Raw genomic sequence first — 19,772 nt, 5'->3', positions numbered from 1 at the left:
GCTGGCTGCCTCCACCACGGTGACCTGCCCTTCCCTGCCGACGTTGGAGGAGGCCTACCAGTCTTGCCGCCAGGAAACAGCCCAGTGGGCCAAGACCTTCTACCTCGGCACCCTGCTGATGCCGCCGGCGAAGCGGCGGGCGATCTGGGCGATCTACGTCTGGTGCCGTCGCACCGACGAGCTGATGGACAGTCCCCAGGCTCAGGCCCTGCCGGTGGAGTGCCTGGCCGAGCGGCTCGATCGCTGGGAAGAACGCACCCGCTCTCTCTTCGCTGGAGAGGTGCATGACGCCCTCGACCTGGTGATGGTCGACACCCTGCAGCGCTATCCCCAGCCGCTGCAGCCTTACCTCGACATGATCGAGGGCCAGCGGATGGATCTGCAGCGCCACCGCTACGCCCGCTTCGAGGACCTTGAGCTCTACTGCTACCGGGTGGCAGGCACGGTGGGCCTGATGACCCAGGAGGTGATGGGCCTGGATCCCGCCTACACCTCAGCCCCCTGGAGCGAGAGGCCGGACACCTCCAGCGCGGCCGTGGCCCTGGGCATCGCCAACCAGCTCACGAACATCCTGCGGGATGTGGGTGAAGACCGCGCCCGCGGGCGGATCTATCTGCCCCAGGAGGATCTCGAGCGTTTCGGTTACTCCGAGGCCGACCTGCTCGCCGGCACCCTGAACGACAACTGGCGAGCCCTGATGGACTTTCAGTTGCGCCGGGCCCGTCAGTGGTTTGCCCGCTCCGAAGCGGGAGTGCGCTGGCTCTCAGCCGATGCCCGCTGGCCGGTGTGGGCTTCCCTGCGGCTGTACCGGGGCATCCTTGCGGTGATCGAGCAGCTCGACTACGACGTCTTCAGCCACCGGGCCTATGTGCCCCGCCCGCTCAAGCTGCTCGATCTTCCCTGTTCTTTTGTGATTGCCCAGTCGCGCTGAGCCACTCGATCAGGATCGGATTGACCAGCTGCGGGGCCTCGTCGTGGGGGCAGTGGCCCAGTCCCGGCAGCAGCCGCAGCTCACGAATGCAGGCGAACTGCTTCGCCCATTGCCTGGCTTCAGCGGGATTTTCCCAGGGATCCTGCTCGCCCCAGATCATGCGCACCGGCACGGAGCCCAGGCGCGCGAGGATTTCAGGGGCGAGGTGGTCGTCGAAGAGGTTGACGAAGCCGCGGAAGCTCTCCGGGGCTCCGGGATCGGTGCTGGGGCGAAAGAGCAGCTCCACCAGAGCATCGTCGACGTTGGCGCCACTGGGATAAGCCATGGCCAGCACCCGTCTGATGAAGGTGGGCCGCGCCAGGGCTCGGAAGAGGGGGGCGATCAGCCAGCGCTGGCGCACCAGTTGCTTGACCAGAGGGCGGCTGACGCGCTGAGGCCAGGGCAGCAGCGCCACCCGTTTCTCATCAAGGGTGCGCTGGGCGCAATCGATCAGAATCACCTGGCGGGGTGCCAGGCCGCGATCGATGAGCAGCTCACTGGCTCGCAGGGCCACTACCCCACCAATCGAGTTGCCGACCAACTGCAGGCTGGGTGCCTGGCCAGGCAGGTTTGTGCTCTCGGCGGCCAGGATCCAGGTGGCGAAGTCGGCCACCTGCTCGGCCCAGAGATCGAAGCCATAGCCAACGGCCCCTGCTCTGGCGGTTTCCCCGCGCAGCCGGGAGCAGGGCTTGTCGCTGGAGCCGAATCCCAGCAGGTCGATGGCGTAGGTGGAAAAGTGCTGACCCAGTTCGGGAAGGTTGTGGCGCCAGTGGCCACTGGAAGCCCCGAAGCCGTGGATCAACACAACAACAGCTGGGCCCGACTCCGTCAATGACGTGTTGTTCGAGCCCGGTTCCGGCGCCTGGCTGGTGAAGCCGATCGAGTGACCCCGCCAGCACCAGTGCTGGAGCGGGCGAGGACCATCAACAGCTGGATCAGTCACGCACCAGGCCTGAGGGGAGCGAACGGGGGACCCGGCTCAGACGTCTGCCTCAGACGGCGGCAGTCTGGTTGGCCAGGAGAGACTTGAGCTTGGCCAGTTCGCCGGCCCAGCGTGGATCGGGAGCTCCTTCGGTGGTGTCGTCGCTGTGGACCACCTTGTTGACGGCCTTGCGGGCCACGGTGGCGGTGGCGCCACCGCCACGGCGGTCGGTGCTGGGGGCAGCGCCGCGGGAGTCGCGCCGCTCGGAGCGCTCGATGCGCAGGCTGTTGCCACCGAAGTCGCGACCGTTGAGCTGCTCGATCACCGCATCAGCGAGCTTCTCGTCGTCGACGTTGGCGAAGCCGAAGCCGCGGCAGGCACCGGTCTCGCGGTCCTGAACGGTCTTGAAACGCACGCCTTCACCCACGGCGGTGAACAGGGCTGTCAGTTCCTTGTCATCGAAGCTCTGCGGCAGGTTGCCGACGTAAAGACGAACGCTCATGAAACGAGGGGAGGGAGGGGAATGTTTGACCGATGGCGGAGTGTTGATCGATGAACAGGTTGGTCTGGAGAGCCAGTGGCTCGGAAATCCCTTGACGAAACCTCAGACGATCAGCCGATGCTTACGGGCGGTGTCAGGCTGTGGATGGATGCCTTTTCATCATTCAGTAAATCATGCCGGGGTTCGCTCCAGCCAGAGTCGGGCGTGGCGCAGAGCCTCTTGCCGGTCCTGAATCCGGCCATAGGCGGCTTCGAGCGTGAGATGGGCGAGCAGCTCCCCCAGCCGCCGGGACGGGCTCAGCCCCAGGTGCTCCTGCAGACTGCCGCCATCGATCGGTGGACGGGGATGAAACAACGGATCGTGGGGATTACGCCAGCGCGTTAACCATTCCTTCGCCAGGTTGGCTGGAAAAAACAGCAGCAGGGCCGGAAGATCCGCCTCCAGCTGCTGATGCAGTCTCAGCCGCTCCGCTTCGCTCAGGCGCTGCAGGCCGGAGGCGGCACCCTCGGCGCCCTCCAGCAGCCGCAGCAGCCAGCGGCGCAACAGCCCGCAACGCTGCTGCAGCTGACGGCTGCTGCGCAATCGCTCTAGGGCCGGCGCATCGAGCACCCGCGCCAGACGGGCCAGGGGCAGGGCCCGGGCCGCTTCTCCGGGGGTCAGCGCCAGCTCCAGCCAAACACCTTGTCCCCAGAGTGGCTCCGGGCCGATCGAGCGCCAGGGATCGAGCAGGCCGCAGCTGAGAGCCTCCTCCAGGCCCGTCCCCCCGCCGGGGGCCTGCGCCAGCTTCTCCAGTTCCTGCAGCACCCGCTCCGGAGCCACCTGGCTGATATGGCCGTGGTGGCGCTCGATCCAGCCACGGGTGCGCGGCTCCAGGCGGAAGCCCAGCTCCGCGGCCAGGCGCACCCCGCGCAGCATGCGCAGGGGATCGTCGAGCAGGTTGACTTCCCGCACCGCCACCAGCTCTCCCCTCACCAGATCCTCCAGGCCACCGGTGGGATCGAGCAGCTCGGACCCTGGCAGCAGCGGCAGGGCCAGGGCATTCAGCCTGAAATCTCGCCTCCAGAGATCGCTCTCCAGGTCGTCCCCCACCTGGCGGGCCAGGTCCAGGCTCCAGCCGCGCAGCACCAGCCGGGCGATGGAGCGCTCGGCATCGAGAACCACGACGCTGCCGCCGTGGTGGCGGCTCAGCCTGTTGCACAGGGTGATGGCGTCCCCGGGTACCACCAGGTCCAGGTCGGGCTGAGGTCCCAGGCGCCCCAGCAGCCCATCGCGCACGGCGCCGCCCACCAGGGCGGTGCCGCTGGGGAAGGAGTACGGGGGCAACGGCCAGCTCTCGATGCCCAGGGCCTGGCGCAGGACGGCAGTGGCGGCAGCCCTGCGCCCCTCAGGGGCGCAGGGCCACTTCAGAATGGGGGAATTGGAGGGCCCCGGCGGCATGTGCATCTGCGTCGACTGCCACTGGGTGGAGCGCTGTCAGGCCTATCACGCGGTGGAGAAGCAGCACGGTGTGGAGCCCCTCAGTGCGGATCCGGATCTCTGCCCCACGTCTCCCCGCATCCACGTGCAGGTGATCAGCCTGGAGGGGGATCAGGTGGGGGTGGAGTGGGACGTGAGGGCCTGCGGCAGCTTCCAGCGCGACCCGGGCCGCTGGAGCCGCCTGCGCCCGGGTGAAGTGGTGCCGGCATGAGCGCTGTCACCCCGTCCTGGCTGCTGGCGCTGCACAGCACCAGCGAGGTTCTGGGGCTGGGTCTCGCCCCCCTGGCGCCTTTCCTTCAAGCTTCGGCCCAGGCCGCGCAAAGCCCTCGCATCAACAGCCATCCCCTGGGTCGGCGGCTCTCCAACGACCTGCTGGCCTGCGTCGAGCAGCTGCTGCCCGCCCATCAGTGGTGCGAGCTGGGGCGCCTGGCCGTGGCCACTGGTCCGGGCGGGTTCACCGGCACCCGAGTGACCGTGGTCTTCGCCCGCACCCTGGCCCAGCAGCTGGCGCTGCCTCTGGATGGATTCAGCAGTTTCCTGCTGATCGCCCACCGCCTGCGTCAGCGGGCCGAGGTGGGCGATCAGCCCTTCTGGCTGTTGCAGGAGCTTCCCCGTCGCGGCATCGTGGCGGGTTGCTACGCCGTGGACGAGTGGGCACTGGGGGGAATCGCCGAGCGGGAGGCCCCGCGCTTGTACGGACAGCTGGACGATCTGCCTCCAGGCGCTCGCCTGGAGGCGCGGGTCGATCCGGCGGCCGACGTGGAGCAGTTGTTGCGCCTGAGTGGGCTGGCGGCGGTGGCGGGATCGGCGGCTCCCTGGGCCAACGTGCTGCCCCTGTATCCCACCAGTCCGGTGCCCCAGCCCTGATGCGACGGCTGCTGGTGATGGCGCTGCTGGCCGGCGCTCTGATCGTGGTGGGCCGCGGACTGCTGCTGCCCAGCCTCGGTCATCCCCAGTTGATCCTGGTGCTGGGTGGCGATATCGAGCGGGAGAAGCTGGCCGGCCGGCTGGCTCACCGTGACGGGCTGCCCCTGCTGGTGAGTGGTGGCAGCAATCCCGAATACGCCCAATGGCTGTTCAGCCAGGAAGGGCTCGATCGCCGCCAGTTTCGTCTGGACTACCGCGCCCGCGACACCCTCGGCAACTTCACCACGGTGGTGGATGATCTCAAGCGTCTGGGCATCCACCATGTGCTGCTGGTCACCAGCAGCGATCACATGGACCGCGCCCTGCTGGTGGGACGGATCGTGGCCGGCAGCAGGGGAATCCACCTCACCCCGGTGGCGGTGCCCTGCGGAGACCGCTGCCTGCCGGAGGGGCGCCGCAAGGTCTGGGGCGATGGCCTCAGGGCCGCCGCCTGGGTGCTCACCGGTCGGGATCTTCGCTCGTGGGCGGCAGGGCGGCTGGGGCCCGCGCTGGGGCCAGCAGACCCTGATCAAGGAGCGCGTTGATCTGCTCCTGACAGGCGGCAGTGGTGGCCAGCAGGTCGACGCGGCGACGGGAGGCGGGTGGGGGGATGATCTGGCCGATACGGATGTGGATCGGCACCAGTCTTGGGGTGCTCTGCCCCGTGCCAAGGGCCCGGTGGCTGTTGATGATCGCCACGGGCAGCAGGGAAGCCCCCGACCGGGCCGCCAGCAGGGCGGCCCCTGGCTGCGGCTGATTCACGCGCCCATCCGGCTGGCGGGTGCCGTCGATGAACACGCCGGTGGCCCAGCCCTCGAGCAGGCGGTCGGTGGCGATGCGGATGGCCTCCCGGTCGCTGGCGCCACGGGAGACGGGATAGGCCCCGCAGGCCCGGATGATGGGCCCCAGCAGGGGCACCCGGAACAGTTCGGCCTTGGCCATGAAGGCCACCGGACGCCCCAGGGCGTGCCCCAGCAGGGGCGGGTCGAGATGGGAGCCATGGTTCGCGACCACCACCAGGGCCCCATCCAAGGGCACCCGGTCATTGCCGCTGGTGCGGCCCCTGAACAGCAGCCGGAACACCGGAAACACCAGCAGGTAGCTGATCAGGCGGTAGGTGAGGCTCGGCCTGGGCGTGAGCAGGGCTGGGGGCTCAGCCCTGCTTCTGCGGCGGCGCAGGCCGCGGCGGCGGGGTGTGATCGGCCCGCTGGCCGGGAGGCCCTCCCCGGTGTCGCTCACAGGCCCAGGTCGGCGGCGCTGCCGATCTGGGCAGTGGTGACTCCGCTCAGGCTGCGTTTGATCAGACCACTGAGCACGTTGCCAGGGCCGATCTCCACCACGGTGTCGATCCCGTGGGCCGCCAGCTGATCCATGGTTTCGCGCCAGCGCACCCCGCTCACCATCTGCCGCTGCAGCCGCTGCTTGAGCTCGGCCCCGTGGCTGGTGGGGGTCGGATCGATGTTGCTCAGCACCGGGATGCTGGCATCGGCAAAGGGCACCTCCTCCAGCAGGGCGGCGAAGGCAGCGGCCGCATCGGCCATGAATGGGGAGTGAAAGGCCCCGGAGACCGCCAGGGGGATGGCCCGTTTGCAGGAGAGCTGGTCGGCCACGGCGGCCACGGCTTCCGGCAGGCCTGAGATCACCACCTGGGCTGCGCTGTTGTCGTTGGCGATCACCACGCCCTCGCTGGCCTCCACCAGCGCCTCCAGTTCGCTGCGCTCAAAGCCCATCACCGCGGTCATCGCCCCGCCTCCGGCTGCGGCCATCAGCTCGCTGCGGCGGCGCATCAGCTCCAGGCCGGTGCTGAAGTCGAAGACATCCGCGGCGTAGAGAGCCACCAGTTCCCCGAGGCTGTGGCCGGCCACCAGATCGGCCTGGCGGCCCTGGGCCTTGAGACCATCCACCAGCAGGCTTTCCAGCACGAACAGGGCAGGCTGGGTGTTGCGGGTGTCGCCCAGATCATTCAGCTGACCCTGACCCTCGCTCGCCTCGCCGGCACAGATCGCCAGCAGGTCGCGGCCCAGCAGCTCGGAGGCGGCGGCGAAGCGCTCGCGGGCTCCCGCGAGCTCGAGCACACCGCTGGCCATGCCGGCTTTCTGTGAGCCCTGACCGGGAAACACCCAGGCAATCCCCATGGCGACACGCGCTCGAACCGGCTGGAGATTACGGCGGTGCGGTTCAGCCGGGGTCAGCGGGCGTCTGAGCGCCGCCGGGGCCACCCCAGCGCAGCAGGGCCGCACCCCAGCTGAGTCCGGCCCCGAAGCCGCTGCTGGCGATCAGATCACCCGGGCGCACCCGGCCATCCCTGACCGCCTCATCCAGCATCAGCGGGATGGTGGCGGCGGAGGTGTTGCCGTAGCGGGCCAGGTTGCTGAGCACCCGCTCATGGGGGATGGCGAAGCGGTCAGCGACCGCATCGAGGATGCGCTGGTTGGCCTGGTGCAGCAGCAGCCAGTCGAGCTGCTCAGCGGTCGTGCCTGTGATGTTCAGCAGTTCCTGCAGCACCGCCGGTACCTCCCGCACGGCGAATTTGTAGACCTCCTGGCCATTCATGTGGATGGTCTCGAAGCCGCCTTTCTGGCTCAAGTGACCTTCCAGCAGGGGGACGTGATCGTCGCGCTGGCGCAGGGACAGGCAGTCGGCCCGGCGACCATCGGAGTGCATCTTGAAGCCCAGCAGGCCGTTGCGCGGCTCCTCGCAGGCCTCCACCGCCACCGCGGCGGCACCGTCACCGAAGAGCACGCAGGTGCTGCGGTCATCCCAGTCGATCCAGCGGCTGAGCTGATCGGCTCCGATCACCAGGGCCCGCCCCACCGTCCCCCCCCGGATGTACTGGCCGGCGGTGATCAGGGCAAAGAGAAAGCCGCTGCAGGCGGCGGTGAGATCGAAGGCCGCCGCCCGCCTGGCACCAATGGCCCCCTGCACCCGGGGGGCGGTGCCGAACAGATCATCCGGGCTGGACGTGGCCAGCAGGATCAGGTCGAGATCCTCCGCGTCCCAGCCGGCCTGCTCCAGGGCGGCCTGGGCGGCAGCGGTGGCCAGGCTGGTGAGGGTTTCGCCGGGACCGGCGATCCGGCGGGCGGCGATGCCGGTGCGGCTGCGGATCCAGGTGTCGTTGGTGTCGACCCGACGGCTGAGCTGCTCATTGCTGACGCTGACCAGCGGCAGGGCGCTGCCGCTACCCACCAGGGCCATGCCTGCGCCCATCCGGCCGAGCGACACCGTCTCAGTCCTCAGTTGGGCTCAGTCAACCACAGGCCGTGACGGTGTCTTCCTGGGCACTGAGCCGGTGCAGGTCGTCCATGACCCCATGGCTGGCGGCCAGGTGGGCGATGCGCAGGGCACTGACCACCGAGAGGGCCTTGCTGCTGCCATGGCCGATCACGCAGACGCCATTCACGCCCAGCAGCAGGGCACCGCCGTGCTCGGCATGGTCGAGGCGCTTCTTGATCCTGATCAGGTTGCTGCGCAGGAAAGCCGAACCCACCTTGCCGCGGCGGCCGCGGGGCAATTCCGCCCGCAACACATCAAGCAGCACGCTGCCCACCGATTCCAGGAACTTGAGCAGCACGTTGCCGGTGTAGCCATCGCAGACGACCACATCGAAGGCGCCTGAGAGCACATCGCGGCCTTCACAGTTGCCCTTGAAACTGATCCTTCGCTCAGCCGCCAGCAGGGGAAAGGCCTTGAGCGTGAGCTCGTTCCCCTTGCACTCCTCCTCGCCGATGTTGAGCAGACCGACGCTCGGCCGGGCCACCCCGAGCACATCGCGGCTGTAGATGCTCCCCAGCAGGGCGAACTGGTGCAGGTAGCCCGGTTTGCAGTCCATGTTGGCGCCCACATCGAGCACCAGCACCTGCTGGGACGGATCCTTGGTGGGGAAGAGGGCGCCGATGGCCGGCCGGTCAATGCCCTTGAGGCGCCCCAGGCGGAAGATGGCCGAGGCCATCACGGCCCCGGAGTTGCCAGCGGAATAGATCGCGGTGGCCTCACCCCGCTTCACCAGGTCCATGGCCAGGTTGATGCTGGCGTCGCGCTTGCGCCGCACCACCGTGGCCTCGTCGTCCATGCCCACGGACGGGCCACTGGGCACCAGCTCGATCAGGCCCCGCTGGATCGCCTCCCGCAGCAGTTCGCCCAGGCCCAGCTGAGGGACCACCGCCTCCACAGCAGCAGTTTCGGCCACGAAGCGGATGCGTACGGGCAGGATCTGCACCGCCCTGAGGCAACCCTCCAGGATCGGTCCGGGGGCGTGGTCACCGCCCATGCCGTCGACGGCCACCCAGAGGCGCTCGCCGCGGTTGATGGCCGCCAGTTCCTCACCGCCACTCTGCTGTAGCCAGCGCAGGGGATCGATCACCAGCGGGTTGAGGACCGAGCCGGCCGTGGAGGCCATGCTGCCGGCCACCGACCCTGCTGCGGAGGCCGCTGCCGACGCTGCCGTGCTGGCGGAGGACGTGGCCGTGCCAACAATGGAGGTGACCGCCGCATTGCGGCGGTACCAGATCACCAGCCGACGAATGGCCCGGCTGGGCTTGGCACGCCTTGCGGAGCGAGAGTCGAGATCAGGTTCCTTCGGAGGCAACGGCTTCCACGATGCGCTGGAACAGGTATCCCGTGCCGCGTGCCGTGAGGATCAGCTCGGGATTAGCTGGATCATCCTCCAACTTGGAGCGCAACCGGGAGATGTGGACATCCACCACCCGGGTGTCCACATGGCGCTCGGGTGTGTAGCCCCAGACCTCCTTGAGGATTTCGCCGCGGCTGAAGGGTTCACCCGAGCGGCTCACCAGCAGCTCCAGCAAGCTGAATTCCATGCCGGTGAGGCGGATGCGCTCCTCCCCCCGGTACACCTGACGCTTGTTGGTGTCAATGCGCAGCTCCCCCACCTGGATGACTCCGGAGTTGGGGATCCCCACCACCGGGTCCTTCTCCACCCTGCGCAGGACGCAGCGGATGCGGGCCTCCAGTTCCTTGGGGCTGAAAGGCTTGACGACGTAGTCATCGGCCCCCAGCTCCAGGCCGGTGATGCGGTCGGCCACATCGCCCAGGGCGGTGAGCATCACGATCGGCACATCCGATTCCTTGCGCAGCTCCTGGCAGACCCCGTAGCCATCAAGCTTGGGCATCATCACGTCGAGCACCACCAGGTCCGGACTCGACTGACGAAACGCCTCGAGGGCCTCGACGCCGTCGGAGGCCGTGACCACCTGATAGCCGATCATCGAGAGGCGGGTGTCCAGGATCCGCCTGATGCTGGCTTCGTCGTCGACGACCAGGATGGTCTCCTTGGCTGAACTGGAAACCGTCATCGTGTGGCCGGCACGGTTACAAAATCTCCGACTACTGAAAAGGCGCGAGCACCCGAAAGTTCACCCAAAGCCACCATTCGTCACAAACCTCCTTGGGACGTTCCACTCCTTTCTACGCCTGCCAGAGCTGTGGAGCCCAATCCCGTCAGTTCTTCGGCCGCTGCCCCGGGTGCGGCAGCTGGAACAGCCTGGTGGAGCAGAGCAACCCCGCTGCTGATGGCCGCCGTCGGCGCGCCGCACCCTCTCCCCCAGTGGATGGCGCCGCTCCCCGGGCGCGGCGTTCCGAGCCGATCCAGACCGTGGGCGAACGCCCGCTGCAGCGGCTCGCCACGGGCTTCCCTGAGCTGGATCGGGTCCTCGGGGGTGGCCTGGTGCCCGGATCGCTGGTGCTGGTGGGCGGGGATCCCGGCATCGGCAAGTCGACGCTGCTGCTGCAGAGCGCGCGGGCCCTGGCGGAGGCCTGCTCGGTGCTCTATGTGAGTGCCGAGGAATCGGCCCAGCAGGTGAAGCTGCGCTGGCGGCGCCTGGGCCCGGAGGAGGGAGCGGAGGGGGCGAGCGACCAGGCCGGACTGCAGTTGCTGGCCGAAACCGATCTGGAGCTGGTGCTCCAGGAGCTCGAGGCGCTGCGCCCGGCGGTGGCGATCATCGACAGCATCCAGGCCCTCCACGACGCCGAGCTGAGCAGCGCCCCGGGCTCGGTCTCCCAGGTCAGAGATTGCGCCGCAGCCCTGCAGCGGCTGGCCAAGCGCCAGGACACAGCCCTGTTGCTGGTGGGCCACGTGACCAAGGAGGGGATGCTGGCGGGGCCCAAGGTGCTCGAGCATCTGGTGGATGCTGTGCTCACCTTCGAGGGCGACCGCTTCGCCAGCCACCGCCTGCTGAGGGCCGTCAAGAATCGCTTCGGTGCCACCCACGAACTGGGGGTGTTCGAGATGCGCGACCGGGGCCTGGCGGAGGTGACGAACCCCAGCGAGCTGTTCCTTGGGGGAGAAGGGCCCTGCGCCGGCACCGCCACGATCGTGGCCTGTGAGGGCACCCGGCCGCTGCTGGTGGACCTTCAGGCTCTGGTGAGCACCACCAGCTACGCCAGCCCCCGACGAACCGCCACGGGGATCGGCATCAACCGTTTGCACCAGATCCTGGCGGTGCTGGAGAAGCACCTGGGCCTGCCCCTCTCCCGCTTTGATTGCTATCTGGCCGTGGCTGGGGGCCTCGATGTGGAGGAGCCCGCCGCCGACCTGGGGGTGGCCGCCGCGGTGGTGGCCAGCTACCGCGACCTCACCCTGCCGGCCGGCACGGTGCTGGTGGGGGAGCTGGGGCTGGGGGGACAGATCCGCTCGGTGGGGCAGCTGGAGTTACGTCTGCAGGAATCGGCCCGCCTGGGGTTCACCCGGGCCGTGGTGCCCCGCGGCAGTGGCCTCGCTCCGGTGGCGGCCGCCCTGGGGTTGGAGCTGCTGGAGGCGGGAGGGGTGGCCGAGGCCCTGGTGGCGGCCCTGGGGGTGGATCCCGCCGCCGACTGAGGCCTCAGAAATACACATCGACGGAACCGCGGCCGCTGGTCTTGATCCAGTTCTGGGCCTCGATGTAGTTGTTGGGTGCCATCCGGATCGCCTTGGTCCAGTACTCGGCGGCCTGGGAGAAGCGACGGTCGGACTCGTCGGTGTCGCCACGCTCCTCGGCCAGGGAGCCCAGGTGGTGGTGGATCACCGCCATGTTGTTGAGGGCCTGGGGCATGTGGCTGTTGAGCTCCAGCACCTGTTCGTAGGTCTCGATCGCCCGCTGGTGGTCGCCGTTGCTCGTGTACACCAGCGCCATGTTGTAGAGGATGAAAGCGCGATCCAGGGGGTCGTCCTCGAGCTTGAGCGCCTCGTCGTAGTTCTCGAGAGCTTCGGCGTATTCGCCATCGCCCTGGGCACTCATGCCGTCGCGGTAGTAGGCAAAGGCCTCCTTGGCCCGGCGGTTGGTGGGCAGCACCTTGAGGATCAGGTCGGCCATCACCGTGAAGCTCTTGTCGATGAAGTTGTCGTTGCGTTGACTGCGGGGCACGGCGCGGCTGGCGTGATCGGTGCTCCCATCCTGACGGGTGCTCGCCAGGCCAGGGAGTCTCCGCCACACTCCCTACCCTTGGGGCCTGAGCAATGGCCCGTGACCCTGACGTCCCCCCTCCGAGCTCCCACCGCCCCCGTCGAGCCCTTGCTCCTGGATGTGGACGGCATGAAGTGCGGCGGCTGCGTGCGGGCGGTGGAGCGGCGCCTGCTGGAGCAGCCTGGGGTCAGCCAGGCCAGCGTCAATCTGGTGACACGCACTGCATGGATCGGCCTGGATCCGGCCCGGAGCACCCCTGCGGAAGACCCGGCGACGGCGTTGATCGCCTGCCTGCAGGCCCTGGGATTCGAGGCCCACAGGCGTGATCAGCTGGGCCCCGATCCCAGCCGCGCCGAGCGCGATCAGCAGCTTCGCTGGCGTCAGGAGTGGCGCCAGCTGATCGTGGCCCTCAGCCTGATGCTGGTGTCGGTGCTCGGTCACCTGGCCCAGGGTGGACACCTGCCGCCGGCACTGATGGCCCTGCCCGGGGTGCCAAGGCTGGGCGACCTGGGCTTTCACGCCCTGGTGGCCAGCGTGGCCCTGCTCGGACCCGGGCGGGGAATCCTGGTGCAGGGTGCCCGCAACGCCTGCCAGCTGACCCCGAGCATGGACACCCTGGTGGGTCTGGGCATGGGCAGTGCCTACCTGGCCAGCCTGGTGGCCTATCTGCGACCGGCGTCGGGCTGGCCCTGCTTCTTCAATGAGCCCGTGATGCTGCTGGGCTTCGTGCTGCTGGGCCGCTTCCTGGAGGAGCGCGCCCGCAACCGCACGGGCCAGGCCCTCGAGCAGCTGGTGCGACTGCAGCCCGACACCGCCCTGCTGCTCCTCGGCGATGGACCGCCGCGGGAGGTGCGCGTCGGCGGCCTTCGCCCCGGCGATCGGGTGCGCCTGCTCCCCGGCGATCGCGTCCCCGTCGACGGTGAGGTGGTGGAGGGGCACTCCGCGGTGGATGTGTCCAGCCTCACGGGCGAGCCCCTGCCCCTGGAAGCCGGGCCAGGCAGCGAGCTGATGGCCGGCATGCTCAACCTGCAGGCACCCCTGGCGTTGGAGGTGCGGCGCACAGGCTCTGAGTCCACCCTGGCGCGGATCATTGCCCTGGTGGAGCAGGCCCAGGCCCGCAAGGCGCCGATCCAGAGCCTGGCCGACCGGGTGGCCGGCCGCTTCAGCGTGGCCGTGCTGCTGCTGGCCCTGGCCACGTTCGTGTTCTGGTGGCAATGGGGGACCAAGCTCTGGCCCCAGGTGCTGCTGGGGTCGGGCCACGGGGCCCACGGGGGCCATGGGGTGCTGGGGGGCACGGCCACCACTCCCTTCTCTCTCGCTCTGCAGCTCGCGATTGCGGTGCTGGTGGTGGCCTGCCCCTGCGCCCTGGGCCTGGCCACCCCCACGGCGATCACGGTGGGATCGGGCCAGGCGGCCCGCTCCGGCCTTCTCTTCCGCGGCGGCGACGCGATCGAGATGGCGGCCCGCCTCGACAGCGTGCTCTTCGACAAGACCGGAACCCTCACCCTTGGACGGCCCCTGGTGGTGGCTGTTCTGCCGGCCGGCGGCGGCGATCCCGCGGGGGTGGAGGGGGACGCGTTGGTCCAGCTCGCCGCCAGCCTCGAGCAGCACACCCGTCACCCCCTGGCCCATGCCCTGCTGCAGGAGGCCCAGTGCCGCGGGCTTGCCCTGGCGCAAGTGAGCGACAGCCGCACCGAGGTGGGATCCGGTGTGGAGGGCCGGGTGCTCGGCCAGGACGGTCTGGCCCGGGTCGGTCGTCCTGGTTGGTTGCAGCAGCATGGTCTGGCACTCCCCTCCGACCTGGAGCCGCAGCTGGCCCAGCTGGAGTCGGAGGGGGCCACGGTGCTGGTGGTGGCTACCCCAGCTGCCGTGCTCGGGCTGGTGGCGGTCCAGGACCAGCCCCGTACCGATGCGGCCCAGGCCCTCGCTGAGCTCGGCGGCATGGGCCTGAGGCTGGGGGTGCTCAGTGGAGATCGCCGCGAGCCGGTGCTGCAGCTGGGAGACCGCCTGGGGCTGCCCAGCGCTGGCCTGGCCTGGGAGCTCGACCCCCAGCAGAAGCTGGAACACATCCTGCGCTGGCGGCAGCAGGGGACGGTGGCGATGGTGGGTGACGGCATCAACGACGCCCCGGCCCTGGCGGCCGCTGATCTGGGCATCGCCGTGGGCACCGGCACCCAGATCGCCCAGGACACCGCTGATCTGGTGATCCTCGGCGACCGGCTGGGGTCGTTGGTGGAGGCCCTGCGCCTGGCGCGCCGCACCCTGGCCAAGGTGAAGCAGAACCTGTTCTGGGCCTTCGGCTACAACCTGATCGTGCTGCCGATCGCCGCTGGGGCCCTGCTGCCCGGCTTCGGCCTGCTGCTCTCGCCCCCGCTGGCCGCCTTGTTGATGGCCGTCAGCTCGATCACCGTGGTCGTCAACGCGTTGTTGCTCCATGGCCGCGCCTGAGCGCCCGCGAGGCCGTTTCCTGGTGCTGGAGGGCATCGATGGCTCGGGCAAATCGAGTCAGCTGGAGCGACTGGCTGCCTGGCTTCCCCGCAGCGGCCTGATGCCTGCTGGTGCCAGCCTGGTGACCAGCCGTGAGCCCGGAGGAACCCCGCTGGGTCAGGGGCTGAGGCAGTTGCTGCTGCATCCACCGGAGGAGGCGGCCCCGGTGGCCAGGGCCGAGCTTCTGCTCTATGCCGCCGATCGCGCCCAGCATGTCCAGAGCCTGATCGAGCCGGCCCTGGCGGCCGGTCACTGGGTGCTCAGCGACCGCTTCGCCGGCTCCACGGCTGCCTACCAGGGCCATGGCCGGGGCCTGTCCCTGGACCTGATCGACCAGCTCGAGGCGATCGCCACCGGCGGCCTGAGTCCTGATCTCACCCTCTGGCTTGATCTGCCGCTGGCCATCTCCGCCGATCGCCGCGGCCATCGCGGCGCTGATCGGATCGAGGCGGCTGGCCTGCCGTTTCTGGAGCGGGTGTCGGACGGCTTTGCGCAGCTGGCTGCGGAGCGGGGCTGGAGCCGAGTGGACGCCGCCGGATCGCCCGCTGAGGTGGAGTCGGCTCTGCGCGCGGCGCTGCTGGAGCGCTTTCCCCGCGCTTGGCCAGGTGATCCCGATGGCTGATCTCTTTGCTGATCTGATCGGCCAGCCCATGGCGGTGGCGCTGATGCGCTCCGCCCTGGAGCGGCAGCGCCTGGCGGCCGCCTACCTGCTCACCGGACCCGAGGGGGTGGGCCGACGCCTGGGGGGGCTTCGTTTCCTGGAGGGGGTTCTGGCCGGACCCGCGGGTGCCCCGGCAGTGCGACGGCGCCTGAGCCAGGGCAATCATCCCGATCTGCTCTGGCTGGAGCCCACCTACTCCCACCAGGGACGGCTGGTGCCGGTGAGCCAGGCGATGGCGGAGGGGGTGAGCAAAAGGGGCCTGCCGCAGATCCGGCTGGAGCAGATCCGATCCGTCGGACCGTTCCTGGCAAGGCGGGCGGTGGCCGGCCCACGCCCGGTGGTGGTGATCGAGGCCGTGGAGCTGATGGCGGAAGGGGCGGCCAACGGGCTGCTCAAGACCCTGGAGGAGCCTGGGGCTGGGCTGTTGCTGCTGCTCAGCGCCGCGCCGGAGCGCCTTCTGAGCACGATCCGCTCCCGCTGCCAGCAGATTCCCTTCCGCCCGCTCGATCCTGTCGCGATGGCCGAGGTTATGGTGCGGCAGCCTGACCCATCTGGCTCCTCAGAAGCCGCTGAACCTCCCGAACTGATCGAGCTGGCGGCCGGAGCCCCGGGGGCCCTGATGGAGCATCGCCGTCAGTGGCGAGGGTTGCCCAGCGGCCTGGCTGAGCGGTTGGGGGGCCTGACGGCCGACCCGCTCGAGGCCATGGCGCTGGCCCGCGACCTGAGTGACGCGCTCGATCTGGATCAGCAGTTATGGCTGCTGAACTGGTGGCAGCTCTGCCTCTGGCGTCGGGAGCACCGTCTGGAGTCCCAGCAGCGGCTGGAGCGGTTGCGGGGCCAGTTGCGGGGATTTGTGCAACCTCGCCTGGCCTGGGAAGTGGCACTGCTGGAACTGAGCGGCGTGATCGGCTGAGCTGGGCTCAGGCGCTCTCGAGCGCGTGGGTGGCCGCTGCCAGCTGCTCCTCCCGTTGGCTGCGCATCAGGGCCTCCTGCTGGGCGAGTTTGGCTCCGGTGGGAAGTTCCAGGCAGTAGCCGGCTCCATAAACCGTTTTGATGAAGCGGGGTTTGCGCGGATCGGGTTCGAGCTTGGTGCGCAGGTGGCGCACGTGCACCCGGATGGTTTCGATGTCGTCGTCGGGTTCGTAGCCCCAGACCTCCTTGAGGATCAACGACGGCGCCACGGTCTGGCCGTGGCGCTGCAGCAGGCAGTGGAGCAACTCGAATTCCAGGTGGGTCAGGCGCACCGGCTCGTCGAACCAGATCGCCTCAAATCGCTCAGGCACCAGGGTGAGGGGCCCATAGCTGAGGATTTCGCTGTGCTTGGTGGATAACGGGGCCCGGTCGCTGCGGCGCAGCAGGGCCTTCACCCGCACCATCAGCTCCTCGAGATCGAAGGGTTTGGTGAGGTAGTCGTCGGCGCCGGAGTTGAACCCGCTCACCTTGTCCTTGGTGCCGCCCAGCGCCGTGATCATCAGGATCGGGATGCCGGCGGTGCGCTCATCCCGGCGCAGCCGCTGGCAGAGGGTGAGACCGTCGACCTTCGGCAGCATCAGATCAAGCAGGATCAGATCGGGGCTGGCCTGCAGCGCCAGGGCCTGACCCTTGATCCCGTCGTCGGCGGTCTCGACCACGAAGCCGCCGTGCTCGAAATGGCCGGCCACCAGCTCGCGCATGTCCTCGTCGTCCTCAATCAGCAGGATGCAGGGTTTCATGGCAGGTGCTGGAGGACACGTGACGGCGGTGGGAACATGGCCGACACCAAAGATTTTGTACTTATTTTCTCCTGATCCGAGGGGTCAGCGCCTTTCAACGGGCCGCTCCGGAGGCTGGCTCCGGGCGCACAAGCCCCCTCCGACAGGGGATCTGGCCGGGGCAATCCCGGGACAGCTTGAATTGAATCTATAGATTTTCTTCCAGCTCGGATCTTGCCGGCGCCGTCCCTGCTGTGACAACGCAGCAATCTTTCAGGCTGCGACACACTGTTGATGAACTCCCCGGGCAGGATTCGAACCTGCGACCAATCGGTTAACAGCCGACCGCTCTACCACTGAGCTACCGAGGAATGGGCTGTGGTGAACCTACCCGTCGGCCCTGCCGCCCGGCAAGGGGGGAAGTCGGCTCTCGATGCGCCGCCTCAGGTCTGGGCCCTTCCGCCACGACCCGATCCGGCCCCGCTCCATCTCGGCGGCACCATCGCAATGGTCGAGCTCTTCAAGCCGATGGGTGATCCACAGGGCCGTCAGCGGCTGCTCCGGCCGGTGGCAGAGCCGCTCGATCAGTTGCAGCACCTCCCGCTGGCTTTCGGGGTCGAGCAGGGCTGTGGGCTCATCGAGAAGCAGCAGACCCGCGTCTCCTGCCAGGGCGCCTGCGATTGCCAGCCGTTGTTTCTGGCCGCCGCTGAGGGTGTGAATCGGCCGCCCCTCGAACCCCCCCAGTCCCACCTGGGCGAGGGCCGCGGCCACCCGCGCCTGCCGCTCTGCGGCCGGTAGACCCTGAACGAGGCCGAGCTGCAGATCGGTGCCGCAACTGGGTAGCAGCAACTGGTGATCAGGGTTCTGGAACACCAGGGCGGGCTTGAGTGTGAGGGCCACCCGGCCTCCGCTGGGCTCGAGCAGGCCGGCGATCAGGCGCAGCAGGGTGCTCTTGCCGCTGCCGTTGCCGCCTACGAGCATCCAGAGGCCTGGCCCGGGCAGGCGCAGGTCGCAGTCATCCAGGGCGGCGCTGCCGTTGGGCCAGCCAAAACAGAGGCCTCCCACCTCCAGGGCGGGAGATCGGGGCGAGACGACATCGCCGGAGGGGTTACCCCGGGCCATCAACCGTCGACGCTGAAGCCAGGCCGCTTGCTGCCGCCGCCGACCGCCGATTTCTCATAGAGCTGAACGGCCAGCAGTTCGCCGCTGAGCAGGCTCACGCGCTTCTCCTCGGATTTCTCGCAGTGGAGTTCGAGCACACGGGGATGGCCGCTTTCCATGGCCGCCCGGATCTCGCTGTGGAGCGACTGGGCGTCGCTCAGCTCCTTGCGTTGCACCGAGATGGGCATGGGGCTGAGCTTGAGGGCGAGCTCGACGACGTACACGTTGTGCGCTTGAAGACCAGTGTCCACTCTGGCGAACGGCCTGCCACGCCGCCGCCCATCACGGCCAGGGCCTCCTGAGTGCAATTACTTATTTACGGGTGTGCTCGATGGGGCGGGGTCCCGGGGTGTGCCGGTTTTCCGTAGGATGATCCTTGTAAAGCTTCATGAAGTACCCGCATGACGATCGCTGTAGGGCGCGCGCCTGCCGCACGGGGATGGTTCGACGTCCTCGATGACTGGCTCAAGCGTGACCGCTTTGTTTTTGTCGGCTGGTCCGGCCTGCTGCTGTTCCCAACGGCCTATCTGGCCCTGGGCGGCTGGCTGACCGGCACCACCTTCGCCACCTCCTGGTACACCCACGGCATTGCCAGCAGCTACCTGGAGGGTTGCAACTTCCTCACCGCCGCGGTGAGCACCCCCGCTGATGCCATGGGGCACAGCCTGCTGCTGCTCTGGGGCCCGGAAGCCCAGGGTGACTTCGTGCGCTGGGTGCAGCTCGGCGGCCTCTGGCCGTTCGTCGCCCTGCACGGCGCCTTCGCGCTGATCGGCTTCATGCTGCGTCAGTTCGAGATCGCCCGTCTGGTGGGCATCCGTCCCTACAACGCCATCGCCTTCTCCGGTCCGATCGCGGTGTTCGTCAGTGTCTTCCTGATGTACCCCCTGGGCCAGAGCAGCTGGTTCTTTGCCCCCTCCTTCGGGGTGGCCGCCATCTTCCGCTTCCTGCTCTTCCTGCAGGGCTTCCACAACTGGACCCTGAACCCGTTCCACATGATGGGTGTGGCCGGCATCCTCGGTGGTGCTCTGCTCTGTGCCATCCACGGCGCCACGGTGGAGAACACCCTGTTCGAGGATTCCGAGCAGGCGAATACCTTCAAGGCGTTCGAGCCCACCCAGGAAGAAGAGACCTACTCAATGGTCACCGCCAACCGCTTCTGGAGCCAGATCTTCGGGATCGCCTTCTCCAACAAGCGCTGGCTGCACTTCTTCATGCTGTTCGTGCCGGTGATGGGTCTGTGGACCAGCAGCATCGGCATCATCGGCCTGGCCCTCAACCTGCGTGCCTACGACTTCGTGTCGCAGGAGATCCGCGCCGCTGAGGACCCCGAATTCGAGACCTTCTACACGAAGAATATTCTTCTGAACGAAGGTCTGCGTGCCTGGATGGCACCGGCCGACCAGCCGCATGAAAACTTCGTCTTCCCTGAAGAGGTCCTGCCCCGCGGCAACGCCCTCTGATCGGTTGTCATCGTTCACACGGCGCCCTTCGGGGCGCCTTTTTTTGTGCCGGCTCCACCCTGTGCTGTCCGGCTCACAGGCTCTCGCCTGGCACGGCAACTCCCTTAGATTCGTTCCGTTCCGTCAGCAGTGACGTGGA

General features: G+C 68.5%; 21 protein-coding genes and 1 tRNA gene. 9 read left to right on the top strand and 13 right to left on the bottom strand.

Features of this window, described 5'->3' with window-relative positions:
- Position 1: 1 nt before the first annotated feature.
- Complete coding sequence (locus WH5701_RS10430; RefSeq protein ID WP_261349845.1) at positions 2-931, top strand: phytoene synthase; 930 nt, start codon at positions 2-4, stop codon at positions 929-931.
- Here WH5701_RS10430 and WH5701_RS10425 read toward each other — a convergent pair.
- The 3 genes from WH5701_RS10425 to WH5701_RS10415 form a co-directional block, all read right to left on the bottom strand.
- Positions 882-1,913, bottom strand: a complete 1,032-nt coding sequence (locus WH5701_RS10425; protein WP_071934289.1) for an alpha/beta fold hydrolase — start codon at positions 1,911-1,913, stop codon at positions 882-884. The genes WH5701_RS10430 and WH5701_RS10425 overlap by 50 nt on opposite strands.
- Positions 1,914-1,962: 49 nt before the next feature.
- Complete coding sequence (locus tag WH5701_RS10420) at positions 1,963-2,394, bottom strand: RNA-binding protein (protein ID WP_006172265.1); 432 nt, start codon at positions 2,392-2,394, stop codon at positions 1,963-1,965.
- A gap of 171 nt (positions 2,395-2,565) precedes the next feature.
- Complete coding sequence (locus tag WH5701_RS10415) at positions 2,566-3,831, bottom strand: CCA tRNA nucleotidyltransferase (RefSeq protein WP_006172264.1); 1,266 nt, start codon at positions 3,829-3,831, stop codon at positions 2,566-2,568.
- Between WH5701_RS10415 and WH5701_RS10410 the strand changes: the two genes are divergently transcribed.
- The 3 genes from WH5701_RS10410 to WH5701_RS10400 are packed head-to-tail and all read left to right on the top strand — an operon-like array spanning position 3,830 to position 5,321.
- Positions 3,830-4,081, top strand: a complete 252-nt coding sequence (locus tag WH5701_RS10410) for a Ycf34 family protein (RefSeq protein WP_006172263.1) — start codon at positions 3,830-3,832, stop codon at positions 4,079-4,081. The two genes, WH5701_RS10415 and WH5701_RS10410, sit on opposite strands and share 2 nt — an antisense overlap.
- Complete coding sequence (gene tsaB, locus WH5701_RS10405; protein WP_006172262.1) at positions 4,078-4,737, top strand: tRNA (adenosine(37)-N6)-threonylcarbamoyltransferase complex dimerization subunit type 1 TsaB; 660 nt, start codon at positions 4,078-4,080, stop codon at positions 4,735-4,737. The genes WH5701_RS10410 and tsaB overlap by 4 nt, the downstream gene beginning before the upstream one ends.
- A complete protein-coding gene (locus WH5701_RS10400) occupies positions 4,737-5,321 on the top strand; it encodes a YdcF family protein (RefSeq protein WP_006172261.1) in 585 nt (194 codons plus the stop codon). Before tsaB ends, WH5701_RS10400 begins: the two co-directional genes overlap by 1 nt.
- On the opposite strand, the gene WH5701_RS10395 is transcribed toward WH5701_RS10400, so the two are convergent.
- From WH5701_RS10395 to rpaB, 5 genes are read right to left on the bottom strand one after another with little or no spacing between them, the layout of a single operon-like run.
- Complete coding sequence (locus WH5701_RS10395; RefSeq protein WP_037981220.1) at positions 5,236-5,955, bottom strand: 1-acyl-sn-glycerol-3-phosphate acyltransferase; 720 nt, start codon at positions 5,953-5,955, stop codon at positions 5,236-5,238. The two genes, WH5701_RS10400 and WH5701_RS10395, sit on opposite strands and share 86 nt — an antisense overlap.
- A gap of 56 nt (positions 5,956-6,011) precedes the next feature.
- Entirely contained in the window at positions 6,012-6,911 is a 900-nt protein-coding gene (gene fabD, locus WH5701_RS10390) for an ACP S-malonyltransferase (RefSeq protein ID WP_006172259.1), read from the bottom strand.
- A 43-nt stretch (positions 6,912-6,954) separates the two neighbouring features.
- Entirely contained in the window at positions 6,955-7,971 is a 1,017-nt protein-coding gene (locus WH5701_RS10385; RefSeq protein WP_006172258.1) for a beta-ketoacyl-ACP synthase III, read from the bottom strand.
- 52 nt (positions 7,972-8,023) lie between these two features.
- The gene (gene plsX / locus WH5701_RS10380; protein ID WP_006172254.1) at positions 8,024-9,361 is read right to left on the bottom strand and encodes a phosphate acyltransferase PlsX; all 1,338 of its coding nucleotides are present in this window, start codon (positions 9,359-9,361) and stop codon (positions 8,024-8,026) included.
- Complete coding sequence (rpaB, locus tag WH5701_RS10375) at positions 9,342-10,088, bottom strand: response regulator transcription factor RpaB (RefSeq protein ID WP_006172253.1); 747 nt, start codon at positions 10,086-10,088, stop codon at positions 9,342-9,344. Before rpaB ends, plsX begins: the two co-directional genes overlap by 20 nt.
- A 92-nt stretch (positions 10,089-10,180) precedes the next feature.
- On the opposite strand from rpaB, the gene radA reads away from it, so the two are divergent.
- Positions 10,181-11,608 carry a DNA repair protein RadA gene (radA, locus tag WH5701_RS10370; RefSeq protein WP_006172252.1) on the top strand — a complete coding sequence of 476 codons (1,428 nt, stop codon included), beginning with the start codon at positions 10,181-10,183 and terminating at the stop codon, positions 11,606-11,608.
- 4 nt (positions 11,609-11,612) lie between these two features.
- Here the strand turns inward: radA and WH5701_RS10365 are convergent, their stop codons facing one another.
- Positions 11,613-12,134 (bottom strand): photosystem I assembly protein Ycf3, encoded by a 522-nt coding sequence (locus tag WH5701_RS10365; RefSeq protein ID WP_006172250.1) that lies wholly within the window; start codon positions 12,132-12,134, stop codon positions 11,613-11,615.
- 99 nt (positions 12,135-12,233) lie between these two features.
- On the opposite strand from WH5701_RS10365, the gene WH5701_RS10360 reads away from it, so the two are divergent.
- Genes WH5701_RS10360 through WH5701_RS10350 form a run of 3 tightly spaced genes read left to right on the top strand, consistent with a single transcriptional unit; the run spans position 12,234 to position 16,234 of the window.
- Positions 12,234-14,621, top strand: a complete 2,388-nt coding sequence (locus WH5701_RS10360) for a cation-translocating P-type ATPase (protein WP_006172249.1) — start codon at positions 12,234-12,236, stop codon at positions 14,619-14,621.
- Complete coding sequence (tmk, locus tag WH5701_RS10355; RefSeq protein ID WP_006172248.1) at positions 14,608-15,282, top strand: dTMP kinase; 675 nt, start codon at positions 14,608-14,610, stop codon at positions 15,280-15,282. The genes WH5701_RS10360 and tmk overlap by 14 nt, the downstream gene beginning before the upstream one ends.
- Positions 15,275-16,234, top strand: coding sequence for a DNA polymerase III subunit delta' (locus tag WH5701_RS10350; RefSeq protein WP_006172247.1), 960 nt, complete (start codon positions 15,275-15,277; stop codon positions 16,232-16,234). The genes tmk and WH5701_RS10350 overlap by 8 nt, the downstream gene beginning before the upstream one ends.
- A gap of 7 nt (positions 16,235-16,241) precedes the next feature.
- On the opposite strand, the gene WH5701_RS10345 is transcribed toward WH5701_RS10350, so the two are convergent.
- From WH5701_RS10345 to WH5701_RS10330, 4 genes are all read right to left on the bottom strand, one after another.
- Positions 16,242-17,033 (bottom strand): response regulator transcription factor, encoded by a 792-nt coding sequence (locus WH5701_RS10345; RefSeq protein ID WP_006172246.1) that lies wholly within the window; start codon positions 17,031-17,033, stop codon positions 16,242-16,244.
- 278 nt (positions 17,034-17,311) lie between these two features.
- Positions 17,312-17,383 (bottom strand) — tRNA-Asn (locus WH5701_RS10340).
- Between the two features lie 16 nt (positions 17,384-17,399).
- Positions 17,400-18,134 (bottom strand): ABC transporter ATP-binding protein, encoded by a 735-nt coding sequence (locus tag WH5701_RS10335; RefSeq protein ID WP_006172245.1) that lies wholly within the window; start codon positions 18,132-18,134, stop codon positions 17,400-17,402.
- Complete coding sequence (locus WH5701_RS10330) at positions 18,134-18,397, bottom strand: hypothetical protein (protein WP_006172244.1); 264 nt, start codon at positions 18,395-18,397, stop codon at positions 18,134-18,136. Before WH5701_RS10330 ends, WH5701_RS10335 begins: the two co-directional genes overlap by 1 nt.
- A 177-nt stretch (positions 18,398-18,574) precedes the next feature.
- On the opposite strand from WH5701_RS10330, the gene psbD reads away from it, so the two are divergent.
- On the top strand, positions 18,575-19,633 hold the full coding sequence (gene psbD, locus WH5701_RS10325) for a photosystem II D2 protein (photosystem q(a) protein) (RefSeq protein ID WP_006171775.1): 1,059 nt from the start codon (positions 18,575-18,577) through the stop codon (positions 19,631-19,633).
- Positions 19,634-19,772: the final 139 nt, after the last annotated feature.

It is taken from the genome of Synechococcus sp. WH 5701 (genome assembly GCF_000153045.1).
Classification (GTDB): Bacteria; Cyanobacteriota; Cyanobacteriia; order PCC-6307; family Cyanobiaceae; genus Regnicoccus_A; species Regnicoccus_A antarcticus.
This window is presented reverse-complemented; position numbering and strand designations above follow the sequence as displayed.